Source organism: Pseudomonas sp. CFBP 5748, assembly GCF_053850495.1.
In genome coordinates, this window is the sequence record NZ_JBSPTN010000002.1 from 650,752 (window position 1) to 669,636 (window position 18,885).

General features: G+C 51.6%; 13 protein-coding genes and 5 pseudogenes. 10 read left to right on the forward strand and 8 right to left on the reverse strand.

The features are described from left to right. Window positions 1-72: 72 nt before the first annotated feature. The 3 genes from ACWNZ1_RS07610 to ACWNZ1_RS07620 all read right to left on the reverse strand — a co-directional run bounded on the left by ACWNZ1_RS07610 (window position 73) and on the right by ACWNZ1_RS07620 (window position 3,156). Window positions 73-627: an OsmC family protein gene (locus ACWNZ1_RS07610; RefSeq protein ID WP_039011344.1), complete on the reverse strand. Its 555-nt coding sequence runs from the start codon at window positions 625-627 to the stop codon at window positions 73-75. 373 nt (window positions 628-1,000) lie between these two features. Continuing rightward, window positions 1,001-1,564 (reverse strand): TetR/AcrR family transcriptional regulator, encoded by a 564-nt coding sequence (locus ACWNZ1_RS07615; RefSeq protein ID WP_039011342.1) that lies wholly within the window; start codon window positions 1,562-1,564, stop codon window positions 1,001-1,003. Between the two features lie 107 nt (window positions 1,565-1,671). Continuing rightward, window positions 1,672-3,156: an amino acid permease gene (locus tag ACWNZ1_RS07620; protein WP_039011340.1), complete on the reverse strand. Its 1,485-nt coding sequence runs from the start codon at window positions 3,154-3,156 to the stop codon at window positions 1,672-1,674. 378 nt (window positions 3,157-3,534) lie between these two features. Here ACWNZ1_RS07620 and metC point away from each other — a divergent pair, with 378 nt between their 5' ends. Next, a complete protein-coding gene (metC, locus tag ACWNZ1_RS07625; RefSeq protein WP_039011338.1) occupies window positions 3,535-4,725 on the forward strand; it encodes a cystathionine beta-lyase in 1,191 nt (396 codons plus the stop codon). 298 nt (window positions 4,726-5,023) lie between these two features. On the opposite strand, the gene ACWNZ1_RS07630 is transcribed toward metC, so the two are convergent. Both ACWNZ1_RS07630 and ACWNZ1_RS07635 read right to left on the reverse strand, forming a co-directional pair. After that, on the reverse strand, window positions 5,024-5,950 hold the full coding sequence (locus ACWNZ1_RS07630; RefSeq protein WP_039011336.1) for an AEC family transporter: 927 nt from the start codon (window positions 5,948-5,950) through the stop codon (window positions 5,024-5,026). Window positions 5,951-6,133: 183 nt separating this feature from the next. Next, a complete protein-coding gene (locus ACWNZ1_RS07635; protein WP_041020834.1) occupies window positions 6,134-7,018 on the reverse strand; it encodes a LysR family transcriptional regulator in 885 nt (294 codons plus the stop codon). A 176-nt stretch (window positions 7,019-7,194) separates the two neighbouring features. On the opposite strand from ACWNZ1_RS07635, the gene ACWNZ1_RS07640 reads away from it, so the two are divergent. Further along, on the forward strand, window positions 7,195-7,584 hold the full coding sequence (locus tag ACWNZ1_RS07640) for a DUF2946 domain-containing protein (protein WP_080766460.1): 390 nt from the start codon (window positions 7,195-7,197) through the stop codon (window positions 7,582-7,584). A gap of 187 nt (window positions 7,585-7,771) precedes the next feature. Then, window positions 7,772-9,775 (forward strand): TonB-dependent receptor, encoded by a 2,004-nt coding sequence (locus ACWNZ1_RS07645; RefSeq protein WP_039011331.1) that lies wholly within the window; start codon window positions 7,772-7,774, stop codon window positions 9,773-9,775. 35 nt (window positions 9,776-9,810) lie between these two features. Here the strand turns inward: ACWNZ1_RS07645 and ACWNZ1_RS07650 are convergent, their stop codons facing one another. Next, a complete protein-coding gene (locus ACWNZ1_RS07650) occupies window positions 9,811-10,821 on the reverse strand; it encodes a GlxA family transcriptional regulator (protein ID WP_041020831.1) in 1,011 nt (336 codons plus the stop codon). 237 nt (window positions 10,822-11,058) lie between these two features. On the opposite strand from ACWNZ1_RS07650, the gene ACWNZ1_RS07655 reads away from it, so the two are divergent. Then, window positions 11,059-11,949: an MBL fold metallo-hydrolase gene (locus tag ACWNZ1_RS07655; RefSeq protein WP_039012782.1), complete on the forward strand. Its 891-nt coding sequence runs from the start codon at window positions 11,059-11,061 to the stop codon at window positions 11,947-11,949. 91 nt (window positions 11,950-12,040) lie between these two features. Further along, window positions 12,041-12,181 (forward strand): annotated as a pseudogene (locus ACWNZ1_RS07660) (isochorismatase family protein); the annotation flags it as partial. 42 nt (window positions 12,182-12,223) lie between these two features. Here ACWNZ1_RS07660 and ACWNZ1_RS07665 read toward each other — a convergent pair. After that, window positions 12,224-12,655, reverse strand: a pseudogene (locus ACWNZ1_RS07665) (molybdopterin-dependent oxidoreductase); the annotation flags it as partial. A gap of 556 nt (window positions 12,656-13,211) precedes the next feature. Continuing rightward, a pseudogene (locus tag ACWNZ1_RS07670) lies at window positions 13,212-13,463 on the reverse strand (IS66 family transposase); the annotation flags it as partial. Between the two features lie 541 nt (window positions 13,464-14,004). Between ACWNZ1_RS07670 and ACWNZ1_RS07675 the strand changes: the two are divergent. From ACWNZ1_RS07675 to ACWNZ1_RS07695, 5 genes and pseudogenes are all read left to right on the forward strand, one after another. Next, complete coding sequence (locus ACWNZ1_RS07675) at window positions 14,005-14,118, forward strand: helix-turn-helix domain-containing protein (RefSeq protein ID WP_145902449.1); 114 nt, start codon at window positions 14,005-14,007, stop codon at window positions 14,116-14,118. A 167-nt stretch (window positions 14,119-14,285) separates the two neighbouring features. Next, window positions 14,286-15,248, forward strand: a complete 963-nt coding sequence (locus ACWNZ1_RS07680) for a GlxA family transcriptional regulator (protein ID WP_039011312.1) — start codon at window positions 14,286-14,288, stop codon at window positions 15,246-15,248. A gap of 1,085 nt (window positions 15,249-16,333) precedes the next feature. Then, entirely contained in the window at window positions 16,334-17,617 is a 1,284-nt protein-coding gene (locus tag ACWNZ1_RS07685) for an O-acetylhomoserine aminocarboxypropyltransferase/cysteine synthase family protein (RefSeq protein ID WP_053121566.1), read from the forward strand. A 195-nt stretch (window positions 17,618-17,812) separates the two neighbouring features. Next, window positions 17,813-18,081 (forward strand): annotated as a pseudogene (locus tag ACWNZ1_RS07690) (serine hydrolase); the annotation flags it as partial. A 510-nt stretch (window positions 18,082-18,591) separates the two neighbouring features. After that, window positions 18,592-18,807 (forward strand): annotated as a pseudogene (locus tag ACWNZ1_RS07695) (recombinase family protein); the annotation flags it as partial. Window positions 18,808-18,885 lie beyond the last annotated feature (78 nt).

Here is an 18,885-nt window from a genome sequence, read left to right on the forward strand (position 1 = left end):
AAATGTAGCAACGCCAGTAGGCCTTGCCTACTGGCGCTCTCAAGGTTGTAAAGATGAAAGATCTGATGATTATCAGTCCTCACGAACCTCGAGGGTTGGCACCATGCGGATGGCTTTGGAGAAATTCGCGTAATTAACTGATGTTTTAATTACATTTTTGTGCAGTTCTTCTACACGCTCAAGAGGTGCATCGGTGTGAAGACGGATTACGACCCGCACTTGGTCGTACCCTGGGTTTACGCTCTCGTCGATGCCCAGAAAACCACGCAAATCGAGAGTGCCGTCGGTCTCAATTTCCAGACTGTGGATTTTAATGCCCATCATGGCTGCGTTAGCTGCGTAACCTACCGCCATACAGGCGTTCAGCGCGGCCATCAGCAGCTCTTGAGGATTTGGCGCCGAGTCCTGACCTAACAGTTCAATTGGCTCATCGGCGACGATTTCGAAATCACGCGAATAGGTTTCACCGGCTAAGCTGTAACGGCTGACTTTCGCCACAGAGCGCGTCTGGCCTTTCCACTGGGTATTGACGTTGAAGCTCGCGTGACGCTTATTCGCATCCTCCGCAACACCTTGAGCAAACTGCTGCAGAGCCACGACATCAATTCCATTCAGATTAGTAGTCATTAAAAAATCCTCTATTAACCGCATTTTTTGGCCGAATAAATGTTAAGCACAGCAATCCTACCTATTAGTAGGTTTGCTAGCAATAAAATTCTTTGACTTGGTACCCCACCTCCCACGTGCTAACGGTGCGATCAGCTCCTATCCCTGATTAAACGTAGCTCATGGCGAAGTACCGCCTGTCCGATCTGACAGGCGGAGAAACGCTTGGAAGGTGTGCGCGAACCGAAATCCTATTTGTGGGATTAGATCAGCTGTAGCGGTGGACTGAAAAAAAAAGGGGGGGGGGGAGAAATATGAAGCCCACCTAATAAGATGGGCAAACACAACGTGAAAGGCTTCCTACTGATTTTGGCAACCTGATTCTCAGTTTATATTACGAAACGACAATATTATTCAATATCAAATCAAACCCAGACTGATCAACAACTGTATCATTGAGCGCCCAAGATACAAAACTGCTACCCTCAAGCAAGCTCAATATCGCCCGTGAAACTGTTCTGGGATTGAGATCCGCCTTTATAACCTTTTCAGATTGACCCAATGCGAGATTATTTTCCAACCAAGCAATATGGATTTCAAAAAACCTCCTAGTCAAATCCTTAAGACTGTCCGGCAGAGCAGAAAGTTCGGCAGCGAGCGCACCACATAAGGGTAGCATTCCATTTTTTGAGCTATCAATAAACAGCTTAGAAAACTCCCTCAACCGAACAATCGTGTCGGAACTCTCTTCATTTATCAATTCTAGACTCTTCACAAACCTAAAAAGATAGCTATCAATAACGGCAATTCCAAGCCCTTCCTTTGTAGGAAAGTGATGATGAATACTCGCCTTTTTTATACCAATTTCGTCAGCCAAATCGGCATAGCTAAATGCAGCGTACCCTTTGGTACGCAGCAACAGCTCGGCAGTGGTTAAAAGGTCAGAACGAGTACTCATAAATCTTACCTTGCATTATTGACATACGCATATTAACTGCTTTACAGCAACGATTCAACTTAAAGCGATGAAAGCACGTCATAAACCGCGCTCTCATCGGCATTAAGCTATACTCCTACATGGCTCGAACTGCCCTCTATTTTTTCCGAGCGTACAGCTTTGGAACGGACGGCCTTTGCCCAACCCAGCATTAGAGCTCCAGCGACTAACGGTATAGATAAAACAGTATATGTTCCATTAGGATAATCGAAACCCAATAGCACCAGCACTACGAGCAAGAAACCCAGGGTCAGCCAAGAGGTAAACGGAGCACCAGGCATTCTAAACGAGACCATCTCGGCTTCACCTCTCTTCACCGCACGACGGTACATTATTTGAGAAAGTACAATGAATGCCCAAGTGGAAAGGATCCCCAGAGAAACTAGATTAAGCAGCAGCTCAAATAGCTGGGACGGAATTAGAAAATTCAATAGCACGCCAAATACATTGATCCCCATTGTCACTAAGATCCCCATATAAGGAACCCCTTGGGTGCTCATACGTTTAAACATCTTTGGGGCAGATCCTCCCATGGCTAGCGATCTCAGTACCCGCCCCGTTGCGTACAAGCCTGAGTTCAGACTAGAGAGTGCGGCAGTCATTACAACGATATTCATAACGGAGCCAATTCCAGGAATGCCGAGCGCTTCAAAGAACGTCACGAAAGGGCTGACATTAGCGCTGTAGGCCGTCCACGGCAATACAGTGACTAACAAGAATACCGAGCCTACGTAAAAAAGGCCTATTCTCCAAACCACGCCATTGATTGCTTTAGGGATGACCCTTTTAGCATCTGCCGTCTCACCAGCAGCGGTTCCCACCAATTCTATACTCGCATAAGCAAAAATTACGCCTTGCACGATAATAATCGCCGGCAGAAAGCCATGGGGAAAAACACCTCCATTATCCGAGATCAAATGCAGACCCGGGATGTGCCCCGCCACCTCGTGGCCAGTTGCAAAAAAGAACGAGCCGACAATCAAAAAAATGCTGATAGCTGCCACCTTAATAACAGCAAACCAAAACTCCATTTCACCAAACCATTTGACACCAACCATGTTCATCAATGTCACAACGCCCAAGGCGCTAAGCGCGAATATCCACTGTGGGACGTCCGAAAAAACGCTCCAGTATTTCATGTATATCGCAATCGCTGTTATGTCAACTACACCCGTTAGTGCCCAAACCAAGAAGTACATCCAGCCCGCTACAAACGAGGCGCGCTCCCCCATAAACTCTCTAGTATAAGATACAAAACTCCCGCTGCTAGGGCGGTGCATAACCAGTTCACCCAATGCTCTTAGTATGAAAAAGGCGAAAACCCCACACACTAAATACACCACCGCAAGTGCAGGCCCGGCAATTTGAAGCCTGGCCCCTGCTCCCAAGAACAACCCAGTGCCGATAGCTCCGCCGAGTGCCATCATCTGCACATGGCGTTTTTTTAGGTGTTTTGAGTAGCCACTTTCATGAGAGTCAAGCCAGGTTGATCTGTCTCTCAATTCGTTTTCACACTGAACGGCTGGAACGGGCTGTACGTTTTTCTTTTTCATGTGTCACCCAAACAATTAATTTGCAGTTATTTTTCTTATCCCTTGCAAACTTAAGTCTTTCCTCCCCAGCTTCAAAGAGAAGAAAGAGAGCGCACCGCGCCTTCACCATTACGGTTATTAGGCCTCGCTCTAGAAATGTCCTAGCGCGCCATAAGCATCACATTTCGGTCGAAAAAGGCCGAAACCATCAGGCACTAAAAACCTACCATCTACTCGGTAGCCATGCAACAGATTTTATAATCTAAGGATAACCATCTGTTTATAAAGGAGTTTTTACTAAACGCAAACCAAATGGTAGACATTTAATAAATTTAGTACTTTAATCTCAGCGACACGCGCAACGACACGCCCCCCACTACTCAAGAAATGGCAGCCTGTATGAAAAAATATAAAACCGTGCAAACCCTGCTCGCCCATGCTTCTATCAACCCCAATCAGCATCATGGTTTCGTGAATACACCGGTTTACCGGGGCTCCACCGTAGCTTTTCCTACATCGGAATCGATGCGCGAGGGTCGCCAAAAATATTCGTATGGCCGGTGGAATAACCCTTCGACAGAGGCATTGACTCAGGCTCTCCAGCAGTTGGAGGGAGCGGAAGGCACGGTTCTTTGTCCTTCAGGGCTCTCGGCATGCACGACTGCCATACTGTCTGTCGTGGGAACTGGGGATCATCTGCTAGTTGCCGACAATGTGTATTCGCCGATAAGGGCTTTTTGTGAGCAGGTGGGTCAACGGCTGGGGATTGAGGTCTCGTTTTACGATCCGACAATAGGAGCCGGAATCGTTGACTTGCTCAAGCCGAACACTAAGGCGATCTATACCGAATCTCCTGGCTCCTTGACTTTGGAAATACAAGACCTCCCTGCTATAGTCAAGGTTGCACATGATCATGACATCCTAGTTATTGCAGACAACACTTGGGGCACACCGCTTTACTTTCCTTCATTGGAACTTGGTGTTGATCTGTCCATCATGGCAGCTACGAAATATATCGTCGGTCACTCCGATGCGGTTCTTGGCACCGTATCCGCCTCCAAGCGCGCGTGGGACAGCCTCAAACGATTCCATTTCAGCATGGGCTTATTTGCGAGTCCAGATGACGTGACGCTGGCGCTCCGGGGCATGAGAACACTTGATGTTCGACTGGAGCGTCATTACAGAAATGCTACGATTGTCGCCAAGTGGTTGGAGACACGCGAGGAGGTGAAAGCGGTTTATTATCCTGCATTAGAATCTCACCCTCAGCACCAGTTATGGAAGAGGGATTTTAAAGGAGCGTCCGGTTTACTCTCCTTCGTGACCAAACCTTCAACACAAGTCGCGGCAGATGCACTTTTGGATAGCCTATCGTTGTTTTCAATTGGTTACTCTTGGGGTGGTTTTGAAAGCTTGGCGATGATTGCCGACCCCAAACCCGTCAGAAGTGCGACCTCTTGGGAAGTCGACGGGCACCTGGTGCGGCTTCATATCGGTCTTGAAGATCCATCTGATCTTATCTCCGATCTCGAAGAAGGCTTTGCGAGGTTCAATATGTTACGTAGCCAGCAGATTATCGAATACTCATGAAACTGTGTTAGGCACAGCGCATTATGGGCTGTGCCTAACGCGTGAAGGCGATCAACCCGAAGGGTTTGGCCGCCCGGCACCAACTCATGTTCTCGCTTCATAACTCGACCCGGTGTCGCGGCAGCAAAAGTCGTTTTCCAAACAGGAATACGGTGTTCGAGGGAGGGCAGATGCAAAGTTTCCTGAAGTGGTCAGCTCATTTCTCGTTTGTCAATGAGTAACACCTGACACACTCGAACGAACCAGAGGCGCTTTCTTGTCGGTCTTACTTTACTCAATGTTTGTAAATACTTGACACTCAAACCCACTGGGCCATCACGAGGATAACCGCTGGAAGTGCTAATCCTGCCAGCATGGTCTGGCAAGCGATGATCCCAGCCATAAGGGGGGCGTCTCCCCCTAATTGCCTTGCCATGATGTAGGAGGATGAGGCTGTGGGCAGTGCCTGGAATAGAAGTGCTGCAACCGCGGCCTTTCCTTCAAGTTCGAATAGGTGGCACGCCAAAAGCGTAACCAGTGGCATGATTAAAAACTTGGTCAGCGACGAGTAACCCACCGGGCGAAACCATTGCTTTATGCTTCCGAACTCAAGCGCAGCACCAACACAGAGCAATCCGAGCGGCAGTGACGCTTGTCCCAAGGCCTTGAGCATCGGCTCAATACCGACAGGCAGTCCCCAGCCCGAGACCTGGACCAATCCGCCGGCGAAGCACGCGAGTATCAGTGGGTTCAATGCCAACTGCTTTAGGACTTTGCTAAATGGCATCCTGCCGGCTGACCCGTACTTCGCGAATACCATTACGCACAGAATGTTCACGCTGGGCACTATGGCCGCGTTCGCGACCGCTGCCAGGGCTATACCCTGCACACCGAACAAGCCCGCGGCTGCCGACACGCCTACGTAATTATTGAAACGTATCCCCCCCTGAAAAACCGAAGTGAACGCAGCATCGTCGATGGTGATCAGCGACTTCGCGCCCAACAGCATCAACGATACCACCGCAGTCGAGAATACGAGCACCGAAACCATGCTTTGAAAGGGCACGCCATCAAGGTTGGCGGTCGCCAATCCGTGAAAGAAAAGAGAAGGCAGCAACACGTAATACGCCAAGCGCTCTGCCTGCGCCCAAAAAGTATCCGTCAGAAATTGCCGACGCTTGAGCCACGCACCCAGCACGATCAGTAGCGCGATGGGCAGCAAGGCAGTCAACAAGGAAAGGGTCATACGCGTGCCTTGGTTTTTTGTACCGACGGTTCACATCTCACAATCGGCCGGCTCATCAGCGGCATGTCTACGGCAGGTCCAGTGATCATGGGGCCCTCAAGAACTCACTTGAATGAGGGCCACAATAAGAGGTCGGACTCCAAAATAAAAACGTTTTAAACTTCAGCAATCAACAAGTATTTCTCATGGTTTATCGTGCAAGACATGCGCTTTCAACGCGTTCGCCAGGGCTGCCGCCAGTCGCCCAAGCGGACGATCTTCGCGCTCCAGCAATACCACGCGCCTGGTTTTTTGAGGCATGCCGAACGGCTCGACGGCCAGTGTCGTCATGCTTACGACTTGATGTTCGGAAAGCGGAATGATGGATACGCCCAGTCCGCTTGAGACCATCTGGATAATCGCATCCTGGCTATCCAGTTCCATGCTGGTCTGCACACGCAGCCGCATAGCGCGAAGCTCTCGCTCAATGGTACGACCTGCCCAGGCGCGACGATCAAATCGAATGAACGGCTGGCTTTTGAGTAGAAGCTTCAAGTCCTCATGCGCATGAGACACCGGCGCGATGATCCAGAACCCTTCCTCGTAAAGTACCGTGCTTGCCAGGCCATAAGGGTGTGGCTTCACCGGCTCCGTGGTGATCGCAACGTCAAGCTCGCCCGCCTCCACGCGCGTGGCCAACTCAGCGGACATTCCCGACGCAACAGTGATGCGCAGGTGAGGATGCTCAGCACGCATTGCCGACAACGCGAGGGGCAAGACGCTCGCCAGCGCTGTATGAATGGCACCGATTCTGAGCCTGCCGCGCAACTCAGTGTCGCCTCCAATCTCGGAGGAGATCCCGTCGTATAAGGCTAGAATTTCTCGCGCGCGCTCAACGGCAATATGGCCTGCATCCGTCAGCACCGGCAACCGTCGTGAGCGGTCAAACAGGCGTGTATTGAAATCCTCCTCCAAAGACCGAACATGAAGGCTGACAGCTGATTGGGTGAGATGCACCGCGTCCGCTGCTCTGACGAAAGAACCGTGTTGGGCAATGGCAAGCAGTGTTCGAAGTGCGCGTAGAGACATAGCCATCATCCAACAAGTTGATGAGCGAGTTTACCAGTTGGTGCAGGCGTCTTGTTTGGACGCAGACATCTCCCCTGCAATCCAATATGACCTGTGGCGAAATAGCGCACCCAGGAAAAATTTACTTCACTCTATAAAGCGGGCTAAATAGCCGCCCCTTCGCGGCGATTTCAGTTATGAGTTCGTTGAAACACATCCGTCCCTGGATTGCATGCCTGGCCGTCTTGCTGAACATGTTCGCCATGCCGCTGAGCCGTGCGATGCAGACGCCAGACGTGAACCTGATGCTTTGGGGCGGGTTCTGTTCGGGCGGGAACTCGAGTGCCGTTCCTAAAGATCTTGGCAAGGTGATTGATGCCTTGCAGTCACCCCAATCGAAACCTGTCATGCAACACGGCGACTGCTGCTGTGGGCATGCAGGATTGGCAGCATTACCCTCTGACTACTATCGCCATTTCCTACCGCAATACACACCCGATACCGCCCTCGAAAATTCTGAACTACCGACGCTGCATCCAAGGATTCGTTGGCCCAGTCTAAGTCCACGCGCCTCTCCTTTCGCCTGATCACAACACCGCTTAAAACCTGCGGTGCTGCCCTCTTTAAATTCTTTTAGCGACCTGCGACGGACGCTGAACGCCCTAAAAGTTTCTTGATCATCAGGAAGTGCGTGCTATGCCTGCTTCAACTACTTTGCGCCCAGCAAAGGCCTTGTCTGTGTCTCGTCCCCTATGGCCCCTGTTTTCAATAGGCATGCTGGCGTTGAGCCCGCTGTCAGTGGCATTAGCTGAAGCCAGCAAGATCGAAAATTCAACCCTGACCCTGGGTGCGGTCAGCATTCAGGGCTCGGCAAGCGACCCTTTAAGCACAAGTGGTGTACTTAGCTCAGTTGATATTCTGGGTGCTGACATCCTTGAAAAGATGCCGGTCAACTACAGTTGGGAGCTGTTCAGCCGCGCACCAGGAGTGATGCTGACTGAGTTCAACCAAGGCACAACCTCGGGCAAAATCTCGTTCCGCGGCTTCAACGGCGAAGGCGAAGTGAATGCGGTCAAATTGCTGATCGACGGCATCCCGAGCAACAGCAATGACGGCAACATGCCGTACATGGACATGATTTTTCCCATGGAATTGGACGCCATCGAGGTGGTGCGTGGCACCAGCGATGCGCGTTATGGCCTGAACAACATTGCTGGCAACGTCAATATGATCACCCGCACCGGGGGTGATTACACCAAAGCGCGACTGCGGTATGGCAGCTTCAATACTCAGGAAACACAACTCGCCAAAGGCATCGAAGGTAGCAACTGGACGCAGAACTATTTCTTCGCTTATCAGAAAGCCGATGGCTACCGCAAACACGCCGAGGCCGACAAATTTTCGATGTCGGGCAAATGGTTCTACACGCCGGATGATGACAGCTACCGTATCGGCCTTATTGCTCGTCACTACGAAACAGAGGCTCAGGAGCCAGGTTATCTAGCTGAAGAAGATGCACGTCATCATCCGGAAATGACCAACAGCTTCAACGCTACTGACAAGGGTACGCGTCGTATGAACCAGGTCAGTCTGCATTTCGATACAGACTTGGCTGATACCCTCGCCTGGTCAGCGAAGGCCTACGTCAACACCTTCGATGACAGGCGCTGGACGCAATACTGGAGTACAAGCGCTCAGCAGGAACGCGACGCCTACGAGACGCAATATGGCGCACTCACCTCCCTGACCTGGCGACCTGAAGTCAGCTGGCTCTACGATTTCGCCCTCGAAGGTGGTGCAGACGTACAGCAGCAGCAAAACAAAAGTGAGCGATATCGCACCAGAGACCGCTCACGTCTAGCTACCACCCGCGACCAGCAGTTCGACTTCGACACCTACGGCGCTTACATCCAGGCCGAAATCAAACCTTTCGAATCACTTAAGATCGTACCGGCGTATCGGGTCGACAAGATCCAGGGCGACTTCACTAACGAAATGACCGGCACAGACTACGACATCAACGACTACGGGCTGATCAAGCAGCCAAAGTTCAGCGTTGTCTATTCTCCGTGGGACGTTGCCAGCTTCTATGCGAACTGGGGGCGTACCTTTCAAGTGGGCACCGGGGCGGCGGCTTACAAGATTCCACCCAGAGATACTGACCTAGCCCCTTCGATCAACGAGGGCTGGGAAACAGGCATAAAGTTCACCCCGGCTGACTGGGTGGATGGACGCGTCGCCTATTGGCAGCAAGAGGCCTCGGGGGAAGTCAGTCGCCGGCTGAACGACCCCAGTGGCGAGTCAGACAACGTCGGTGAAACTCGGCGGTGGGGTTATGACTTGCAGATGAACCTGCACCCGAACGATCGTACCGAAATATGGATGGCGTACTCCTGGCAGTATTCGAAAATCCTCCAGCCGAGCGCCACTCTGCCTAATAGCAAAGGTCAGGAAATCGACCATATCCCACATCACCTGTACAACGCCGGCATCAGCTATGACGCGACACCTGCATTACAGCTGACTGCCTGGATGAACGGTCAGACTAACTACTACCTTGAACGGGAAAACACGAAGGGAACTTATGGCGGCTACGTGCTGATGAACCTTGGCGCAACCTACAAGGTAACGCGGTCAGTGAGCGTCGATCTGCAACTGAAGAACCTCACAAACCGATATTACGAATACGTCTGGTACGACCCGGACGGTGCTCAGGCATCCCTGCACTCGCCAGGTGATGGTCGCGCGTTTTATACCGGAGTGACCGTGGATTTCTAGGGGCGATAATGACTGAAGCTTTTCGGTTTCAGTCATTAGCTAGACAGTTCGGCAGTGTGCTCACTGTCGCTCGTCTTTCGGACCGGGCTCATTTCACGAAAAAACATTCGCCTGTACTCAGAAGGCGAGGTGCCGAGCTGAGCGCCAAATTGTTGCCTCAAGGATAAGGGGGTGCCAAAACCTGCTTCACCCGCTACACACTCAATGGGTAGGTCAGTCGTTTCCAACAGCTCCTGCGCTCTGACAACGCGCTGGGCATTCAACCATTTAGAGACGGTGCTGCCAGTAGCCTCCCTGAAGCGTCGTGTGAAAGTGCGCCGACTCATCTTCGCCATGTCTGCCAACACGTCGAGCGTCAGATCATTGGAGAGATTCATCCGAGCCCACTCCAGTACATCAGACAAATGCGTCTCTCTAGATAGATGCGGCACAGGATATTCTATGTATTGAGCTTGCCCCCCCTGCCTATGTGGCGGAGTGACCAGCATTTTCGCGGTGCGATTCGCGGCCTCGGCTCCAAGTCGTTCGCGTACCAAATGAAGGCAACAATCGATTGCCGCCACGGTTCCTGCTGACGTCACGATATTCTCAGCGCTGACATAGAGCACCTCTGGCCTGAAACGAACATTTGGGAAACGTCGCGCAAACTCGTCTCGGGCGGTCCAATGAGTGGTTGCTTCCTTGCCATCAAGTAGCCCGGCATCTCCGAGCACAAATGCGCCTAGACACAACCCAACGATGAGCTTTCCTTCGGAATTGGCGAGTTGAAGCGCTGCCACCAGTTCGGTAGATGCAAAAACCGATTGATCCCCCCACGCCGGGATGATGATCAGGTCAGATGCCGCCATCAATTCCAGGCCCTGAGTGACCTCTAAACCGAGGCCTTGATCGCTTGCCACCATTCCCGGCGTCTCTGCGCAGTATTTGATCTCGTAATGAGGTTCGCCAGGCGCGGACTGAGTTGCCCCCAACACCATCCCGGGTACAGAAAGATGGAACAGGCTTACGCCATCAAAAGCCAAGACAGCAACACGTATGGAATGCATCAGGTAGCCTCGGTTTGGCCCAATGGGCTTGTCGTTACGCTCGCAGGTATCTGGGCGCGCGCCCTCGGTTAAATGCTTGGCAGAGGCTGAATTGAGCTGTCGCCTCCCCCTCTTTCCGTTCTGGAAACGAAAAACTGATTGGCCCGATTATATCGAAATATGTCATTCAGGCCACTGTCAGTCTTGAAAGCATTCAGCAAGAATGAAGCCTTGAGGTACCAACTGGAGACTGAATTCATGAGTTTTAAAACGCTTCGCTTTGCACTAAGCATGGCTTGCGCAGCCGCGACCACGTCGGCATTCGCGGGCACAAATGCCCCAACGGCACCTGACGCGTCCCCTAAAATGGATCTACAGCAAGTTCGTAACGCGACGTCCAAAATCACCTACGGTGAAACGACATTCCTGATCGATCCGATGCTCGCCAAAAAGGGCGCTTACCCAGGATTTGAAAATACCTACCGCAGTAACCTTCGAAATCCATTGGTTGATCTGACCGAGTCACCTTCTGAGGTTATCGCCGGCGTCGACGCAGTGATCGTCACTCACACGCACCTTGATCACTGGGACGACGCCGCGCAAAAAGCCCTACCTAAAGACATCCCTTTATTCACTCAACATGAGGACGATGCGAAGCTGATTCGTTCACAAGGCTTCAAGAATGTGCGCGTCCTGGAAGGCGACGCTGAATTCGGCGGCGTCAGAATTACGAAAACCGGTGGTCAACATGGCACAGATGAAATGTATGCCGTGCCAGCCCTGGCAAAGCCGTTAGGTGAAGCCATGGGGGTGGTCTTTCAAGCGCCAGGCTACAAGACCCTTTACCTTGCCGGTGACACGGTCTGGCGTAAAGAGGTAGACCAGACCATTGAGAAGTATCACCCCGAAGTGATCGTACTGAATGCAGGCAAGGCAATGATGACCGGATATGAGGGGTCGATCATCATGGGTGAGGAAGATGTTCTACGCGCCGCTCAGGCTGCGAAATACGCGAAGATCGTCGCCGTACACATGGATGCAATCAATCACATGTCCCTGACTCGTGAAGAACTGCGCACCTATGTCAAAAAGCACGGTATTGAGAACCGTGTAGCGATTCCGGAAGACGGCGCTTCACTGGAGTTCTGATTTATTGGGCCGCCATTGACGCTGATTGACTCACGCAAACAGCTCGGCCCAAGAAACATCATCACGTTGTTCATTTGACTGGAGATCGTTCATGAACCGAGGTCTTGTAGTAGTTGATCTACAAAACGAATACCTGCCCACTGGCAAATTGCCTCTAACCGACATCGAACACGCTGCCGCAAATGCGCTGCGGGTTATCACCCACGCGCGGGATGCAGGTATTCCAATTTTCTCCAAGGACATGCCTAAGTATTGTGGGTCCTGCTGCAATTGAGTAGGTATCCACATGGCCGGTGTAGCCCCCTACCAGGTTCAGCATACGCTTGAGCAAAGACGGGGCATGATGAAGCCGGCCACAACTTGTCCACCCATAGGAACCGGCAAAAATTGCTTCGTTACCATAGTTTGAGGACACCCGATTAATTTCATCGGCCACTAAATTGGTGACTTCTTCCCAAGTCACCGGTATGAACTGGTCTTCACCCCGCCTGGATCGATCACTTTTTTCCCGGCTCTGAAGCCAACCAGAACGGACCATAGGTTGCGTGATACGTCGATCTGAACGTGCCCATTCGCGAACGGAGTCGATAATCGGCGAAGGCGCAGGATCATGTTCAAATGGCTCGATCCCAACAATTTCGTTATTTTGGACGAGAATTGAGTAGGCTCCCCAATGGCTGCAATGGGCGTAACGTTCAACCTTCATACTTGAGCCTCCAGTTTTTTGTTCTAATGACCTGTAGATACCCGTGCTTTCGCCGAGTACCAGCTCAAGCCGCTACTGATTGCCGAGCAACGCGCAGGACTCAATGCAATGTGCAAGCTCTTAATTGGGGGCTACTAGTCATAAGAATGACCGTCATAGCCGCCCGGGCAGGAAATAGCTCAGTTCTGACTGTAGCCATCAACGCGACTTCTCTGATGCCGTTCTTTTTCGATCTGCTTGTTAGGCCTGGATTTGGCAGAGATCTCCTACCTCGCAACCCGAGCCTCCTAGCAAGCAAAGTAATCAGTGACGAAGCCCGCGGCTTGTCAGTGGATGACAGAGTCGTTGACATCTGATGCCAATCGACTTTCATCCAAAATATGAAAGCAGGAGTATTGGGAAAGCCTGGGCCATTCGCCCACGATACACTGCTCGAACAGCTTGTTTGAGCGGTTCCCAGTCCGGCAGTACGCCAAGATAGGTTTGTTCAGCAGGCTAACCATCTCATGAAAAGCAGGGGCGACAGAGCCAATACAATCGGCTGCCAGGGAGATATTCAACCTTCATACACAATCGTGCGGCACTGTCCCTGACGTCCGAGTGCATTGGCGAATCGACAGCAACGTCGTACAGCGATTGCCACTTGGGTTCTGTTTTTTGACCGCGCAGTTGTTGCTGATGTTTTGTGTCGAGTTCCCCGGCCGCGCCCTTTAATCTCGTAAAGCTCGGCGATCCCTCGCAAGGCCTCAGCGGCCACCCGGCTCTGATTGGTCATATGCAGATCGAAGAACTTGCGCCGTGCGTGGGCCATGTCTCGGAACCGTCCGCCCAACACTCTATCCTGACAGCCCTCTAAATTAGCCAAGATAGGGGACACCATTTTTTAGTGGATACTATCTTGAATACAGTTGCCCCAGCTCGTCGAACCGGTCGCCGCCCCAACTTCCCGCTCGACTTTAAACGCCGAGTCGTCGAAGCCACCTTCCAGCCCGGCGCCTCCGTGTTGTTGCTCGCTGTGAGTGCTGGAGCATCGAAACAAGATGTAGCTGAGGTAATTATGGTAGCAACAGCCCTTCGCGCTGGCGGCGGCGGTACGCATGGTTGGCAAGCGATGAGGCACATCGCTGAAACGAAGGAAGTAGAGGCCAAAGAGCTTTGATCAGACCATGAAACCTAACGGTTGAGGTCAAGCTGCTTCGGTATCAGAGAGGTCGGGTACGAGCTTATAGGTGAGCCCACACCTGCGACTCAGCCGCTGCTCGTTACAATGATCTCTCTTTCCCTAAGTAATGACGCCCTGCCAAGCCGCACCGACTAGCAATGCGGTGTAATCCCCAGGACCTTATGCGTTGCGAACTCTCCAAGCCGTAGCACGATGTCGAAGCTTTTCTGCAGCCGTTGCCGAGCTAAATGTCACACCTATCGCCGCCGGGCAGCAACTTCTCAATCTGCATTCAAGGTAGGTCAACTCCTTGTTTTAGCGCTCAGGCAGATCCGTCCATCAAAAGCTCATGACGATTTTTCGAAAAGATGTATAGATATCTATTGCGAGGGGACGGTCTAGTACTCAAAATTACTCAGTAAGTCGTCAGTAAACGTGTCCAGACGTTGCCTCTTGGAGTAGCTGTTTATGCGCCCTAAATCCATACAGTTCATCACCTACCCGAACATAAGTTTGCTTGACTTGGCGGGGCCTCTCGACGTGTTCACGGCAGCCAACCGCTTCTCCCGCCCCGATCACCAACCGTATACGATTTCTATTTTAGCGTTAAATCCAACCACTGAGATATGCTCAAATTTCTCAATAAACACTGAAATTCTGCAAGCAGAAACCTCTTCGCCACATACCTTAATTATACCCGGTGGACCAGGCATACATGATTTTTGTAAAGACCCGAAATTTGTCACGCACTTTATAAACCATGCAGACAAAGCCGAGCGCCTGATTTCTGTTTGCACTGGCATATTCGCACTAGCCTGTGCCGGAAAACTTGACGGACGAAGAGCAACCACTCACTGGTCGGCGTACGACGAACTGGAGAGAAACTTTCCATCAATAATAATTAAACGAGGCCCAATATTTATTAATGATGAGCACATATGGACATCAGCAGGTGTTACATCAGGAATTGATCTAGCATTATCGATCGTCGAGAAAGATTTGGGACACTCCGTTGCGCTGGAGGTTGCTCGACACCTGGTAATGTTTCTCAAACGCCCTGGAGATCAGAATCAATTCAGCTCTTCCCTAACCTTGCAATCGAAGAGCAGTCAGTTCTCAGATTTGCATGCATGGATTAATGAAAACCTAAGCACCGACTTAACAGTACCAGTGCTCGCAAACTTCATGAACATGAGCGAAAGAACCTTCGTACGTAAATACTCGGAATCAATGGAAAAATCACCAAGCAAAATGGTGGAACTGCTCCGACTAGACGCGGCCCGCGATATGCTTACAAATTCAAATAACCCACTCAAAACCATCGCCCAGCGCTGCGGGCTGGGCAGTGAATCAACCCTCATCAGAAGGTTTGTGAAGAATTTTGGCATCACCCCCAAGGAGCATCGCGCACGCTTCAAATCGACCAAATAACATTGCCAACGCCCACAACGCAGCGATGTTTTTTGGCAAAAACGCCTTCCCCAATCCTGAGCGTCATCTCACCTATGAACAGCAAAAAGCTAAATGGCTTGATCGCCTTGAAGCGATATTCACCAAAATCTGGCGGACATGATCAATATTTTGTCATTTTCTCATGATAAATCTTCTTTAAATTAATCCCACCTCAAAATAGCCTTTCAGAGTGACAGGGACTAAGACTTGGAGATAAAACTCAGCATCTACCCCGTATAGTTAACACGCTTGAATACCCCCCTTCATGTTCAGCGTCAGAGACTTCGCCCATGTCCAAACTGGCAATCAATACAATCGAGCTGCAAGCAAAAATGGATAACAACCTGCACATGGAGATCTTATCCTTACTAAAAAATATTAAAAGGGTTTCGCCACAATGCGTTGAGTACGCTCTCACACAAAGTACAAACCTCAACGTCTGGATCATAAAATTCACCTGGATTGACGCAGCCTCAATGCATAATCACTTTTCCTCTGAATCATTGCAGTCCCTTCTAACATTATTAGCCTCCAGATGTTCGAAACTTTACTTTGAAAAAACCTTTAGCACTGAAGGGTAAGACTGCTCCGGGGCTCTGAGAAGGCAATGTCACAAAACAAAATCCAAAGCCTTCCGAATTGCGCCTGTACTCACGGGTCGTACGTGGCCCCAGATTTGATATGCACTCACGCATGAATCCAAGACGATCCTTAAACATTCGCAGAAACCAAGCCATCGGCACCTTCCGGCAAAGTCATGATGACGACTTGATAGCACTGAAATTGGCTATTAGGTTCGCCATCTTGCGGCCCTTCTTCGATAATAGGGTCGCGTCTGGAGATTGCTTGCTGTCTGATCTGCGTTTAATGTCATGTCGCGAACGCGTGATCACCAGTAATGGCGGAACGTCTTCACATATATTCTGCGCGCAGCGTTTGGGGGGCAACCCCCCTCAGCAAATTTGGACTTACCAGGTCACAGAGCTCGAAGATCGGCATAATGGACTTCGACAAAATCTTCGTGCCGCAAAATCCGGAATAATTTAAAGGGATCAAAACCAATCATGAAAGACGCCACCATCGCGCTGCACCATGGCTTCAAGTCGGACCCGACCACCAAGGCTGTCGCAGTGCCTATTTATCAGAATGTTGCCTTCGAATTCGATAACGCCCAACACGGCGCCGACCTATTCAACCTGGACGTGCCGGGCAATATCTACACCAGAATCATGAACCCCACCAATGATGTGCTGGAACAAAGGATGGCCGCCCTCGAAGGCGGCGTGGCAGGGCTGGCCGTATCGGCCGGCAGCGCGGCAATCCATTATGCGATCCAAACGTTAACCCGCGCAGGTGACAATATCGTCACTACCCCACAACTCTATGGCGGCACCTACACTCTATTCGCCCACCTGCTGCCAAGCTTTGGCGTGGATGTGCGTTTTGCCCGAGATGACTCTGCCGAGGCTATCGCCGAACTGATCGACGACAACACCAAGCTGGTGTACTGCGAAAGCATCGGCAACCCGGCGGGTAACATCATTGACCTCGAAGCCCTGGCTGAAGCTGCTCACACCCGCGGCGTACCGCTGATGGTCGACAACACGGTGGCTACGCCAATCCTCTGCAAGCCGATTCAGTTTGGGGCCGATATCGTTGTGCATTCCGTGACCAAGTATGTCGGCGGACACGGCAACTCCCTAGGCGGTGTGATCATCGACAGCGGCAACTTCCCCTGGACCCAATACCCGGAAAAATTCCCCAGCCTTAACCAGCCCGAGCCGGCGTACCATGACGTGATTTATACCGAGAAGTTCGGGCCCGCCGCCTTCATCGCGCGCGCCCGCACAGTGCCATTGCGCAACACCGGCGCGGCACTGGCACCCATGAACGCGTTCCTGCTGCTGCAAGGCCTGGAAACGCTCGCGCTGCGCATGGAGCGTCACACCGACAACGCCCTGAAAGTTGCGCAATTCCTGCAGAGCCATGCTGAAGTGGAATGGGTCAGCTACGCCGGTCTCCCGGACCATCCTCATCACGCACTGGCACAAAAATACATGCAGGGGAAACCGTCGGCGATCCTATCGTTTGGTTTGAAGGGCGGCTATGACGCAGGCGTGCGCTTCTATGATGCTCTGCAAATCTTCAAGCGACTGGTCAACATCGGTGACGCCAAGTCTCTTGCCTGCCATCCGGCTTCCACTACCCATCGGCAAATGAACCAGCAGGAACAAGCAAAGGCTGGCGTGAAGCCCGAAATGATTCGTCTGTCGGTAGGAATTGAGGCGATTGAGGACTTGATCGCTGATTTGCACCAAGCCCTGGGGCCAACTCAACGTCGAGGCTAGTCGTCGCCGCGACGATACGCGTTCCTGAGTATCACGAAGGCATCCGAAAATCCGGTTCGAGCGTCCTGACGCTTACGGCCGGATCTGGGTTTCAACTGCGACCTCGGGTGACAAAGCAATCGAGTGCGGAAATTCGGGAGCATAGCCAGGAAAGTCGTACTAACCAGCCTGGAAGATCAGGCGACGGGAACAGTCATGTACTCGATTATTGATGAAAAGACCGCCCTGGCCGCTACCGCTCTATCATTGGTGCGTGATGGACGGGTCGGATTGGACGCCACGATTCTTGATCAATCTTCACGTTGCGCCAAGCACTTCGACATGAGGCAGGGCTCGTAGATCATGGTGAACATGCGGATTATCACGCTGCCGTTGCTAACGATGAGTCACCATGGATAGTAGGCGAAATGATTCAACGCCTTGATGGTGCTCGGCTTCAATATAGCCCAGGAACCGGATGGCGTTAGCACTCACTAACGGTTCCATATTCGATACTGCTCCCGATCTACTCTAGCACCGCATCTACAACACGAAGATAAGAGTCTATTCCTTCAATTACCGTCTGCAGCTTCTGCCTAAGCGCTGGTAGCTCCGAAGCTGTTAGCGCATGAGGCCTCCCAGCCATCCTAAGAAAAGCTGCCAACGCCAGGTCAGAATGCTTCACCAAGGCCACTAAGTGCATCCCACTGGGGCCGTTGCTCCCAGCCATCCAGTTCTTCACCGTTTTCTCATTTGCATTGGTCCACCTCATCAGTGTTTTCGTCGCCTGATGCGTTCCTCCGAGCTCCATATGCAGGGCCCTGGCAATGCCTGCTGCGTACTGCCGTTGAGCCAGAAAAGAATTGCCCGTTTTCGAGAACATTTTTCCCTCCCCGGTCTTCTACCTTAATTAGAGCCACTTTTTACAAAACGAAGTCACTGTTCACGCCTACCTGCTTGCTTCAGCGGCGACTAAACAGATCGAGGACTTGCCGATGCAAAATCTCATTGGCGCGTATAACACTAGCAGTGCTTCAAGCACCGCCCTAGCGGCGGCGTATGTGCGCATGTCTACGGAGCATCAGCAATATTCGACCGAGAATCAGCTCGATACGATCCGCGTTTACGCAGCGACTCACGCTCTGGAAATAAACAAGATATACACCGATGCGGGTAAAAGCGGCTTGCGCTTAGAAGGCCGAGACGCGCTCAGTATGCGTCCGGCCAACACACCTTCCTGACCCCGACGCCAAAGGCGATGGTGTCCACCTGATTTAAGTGGACACCAT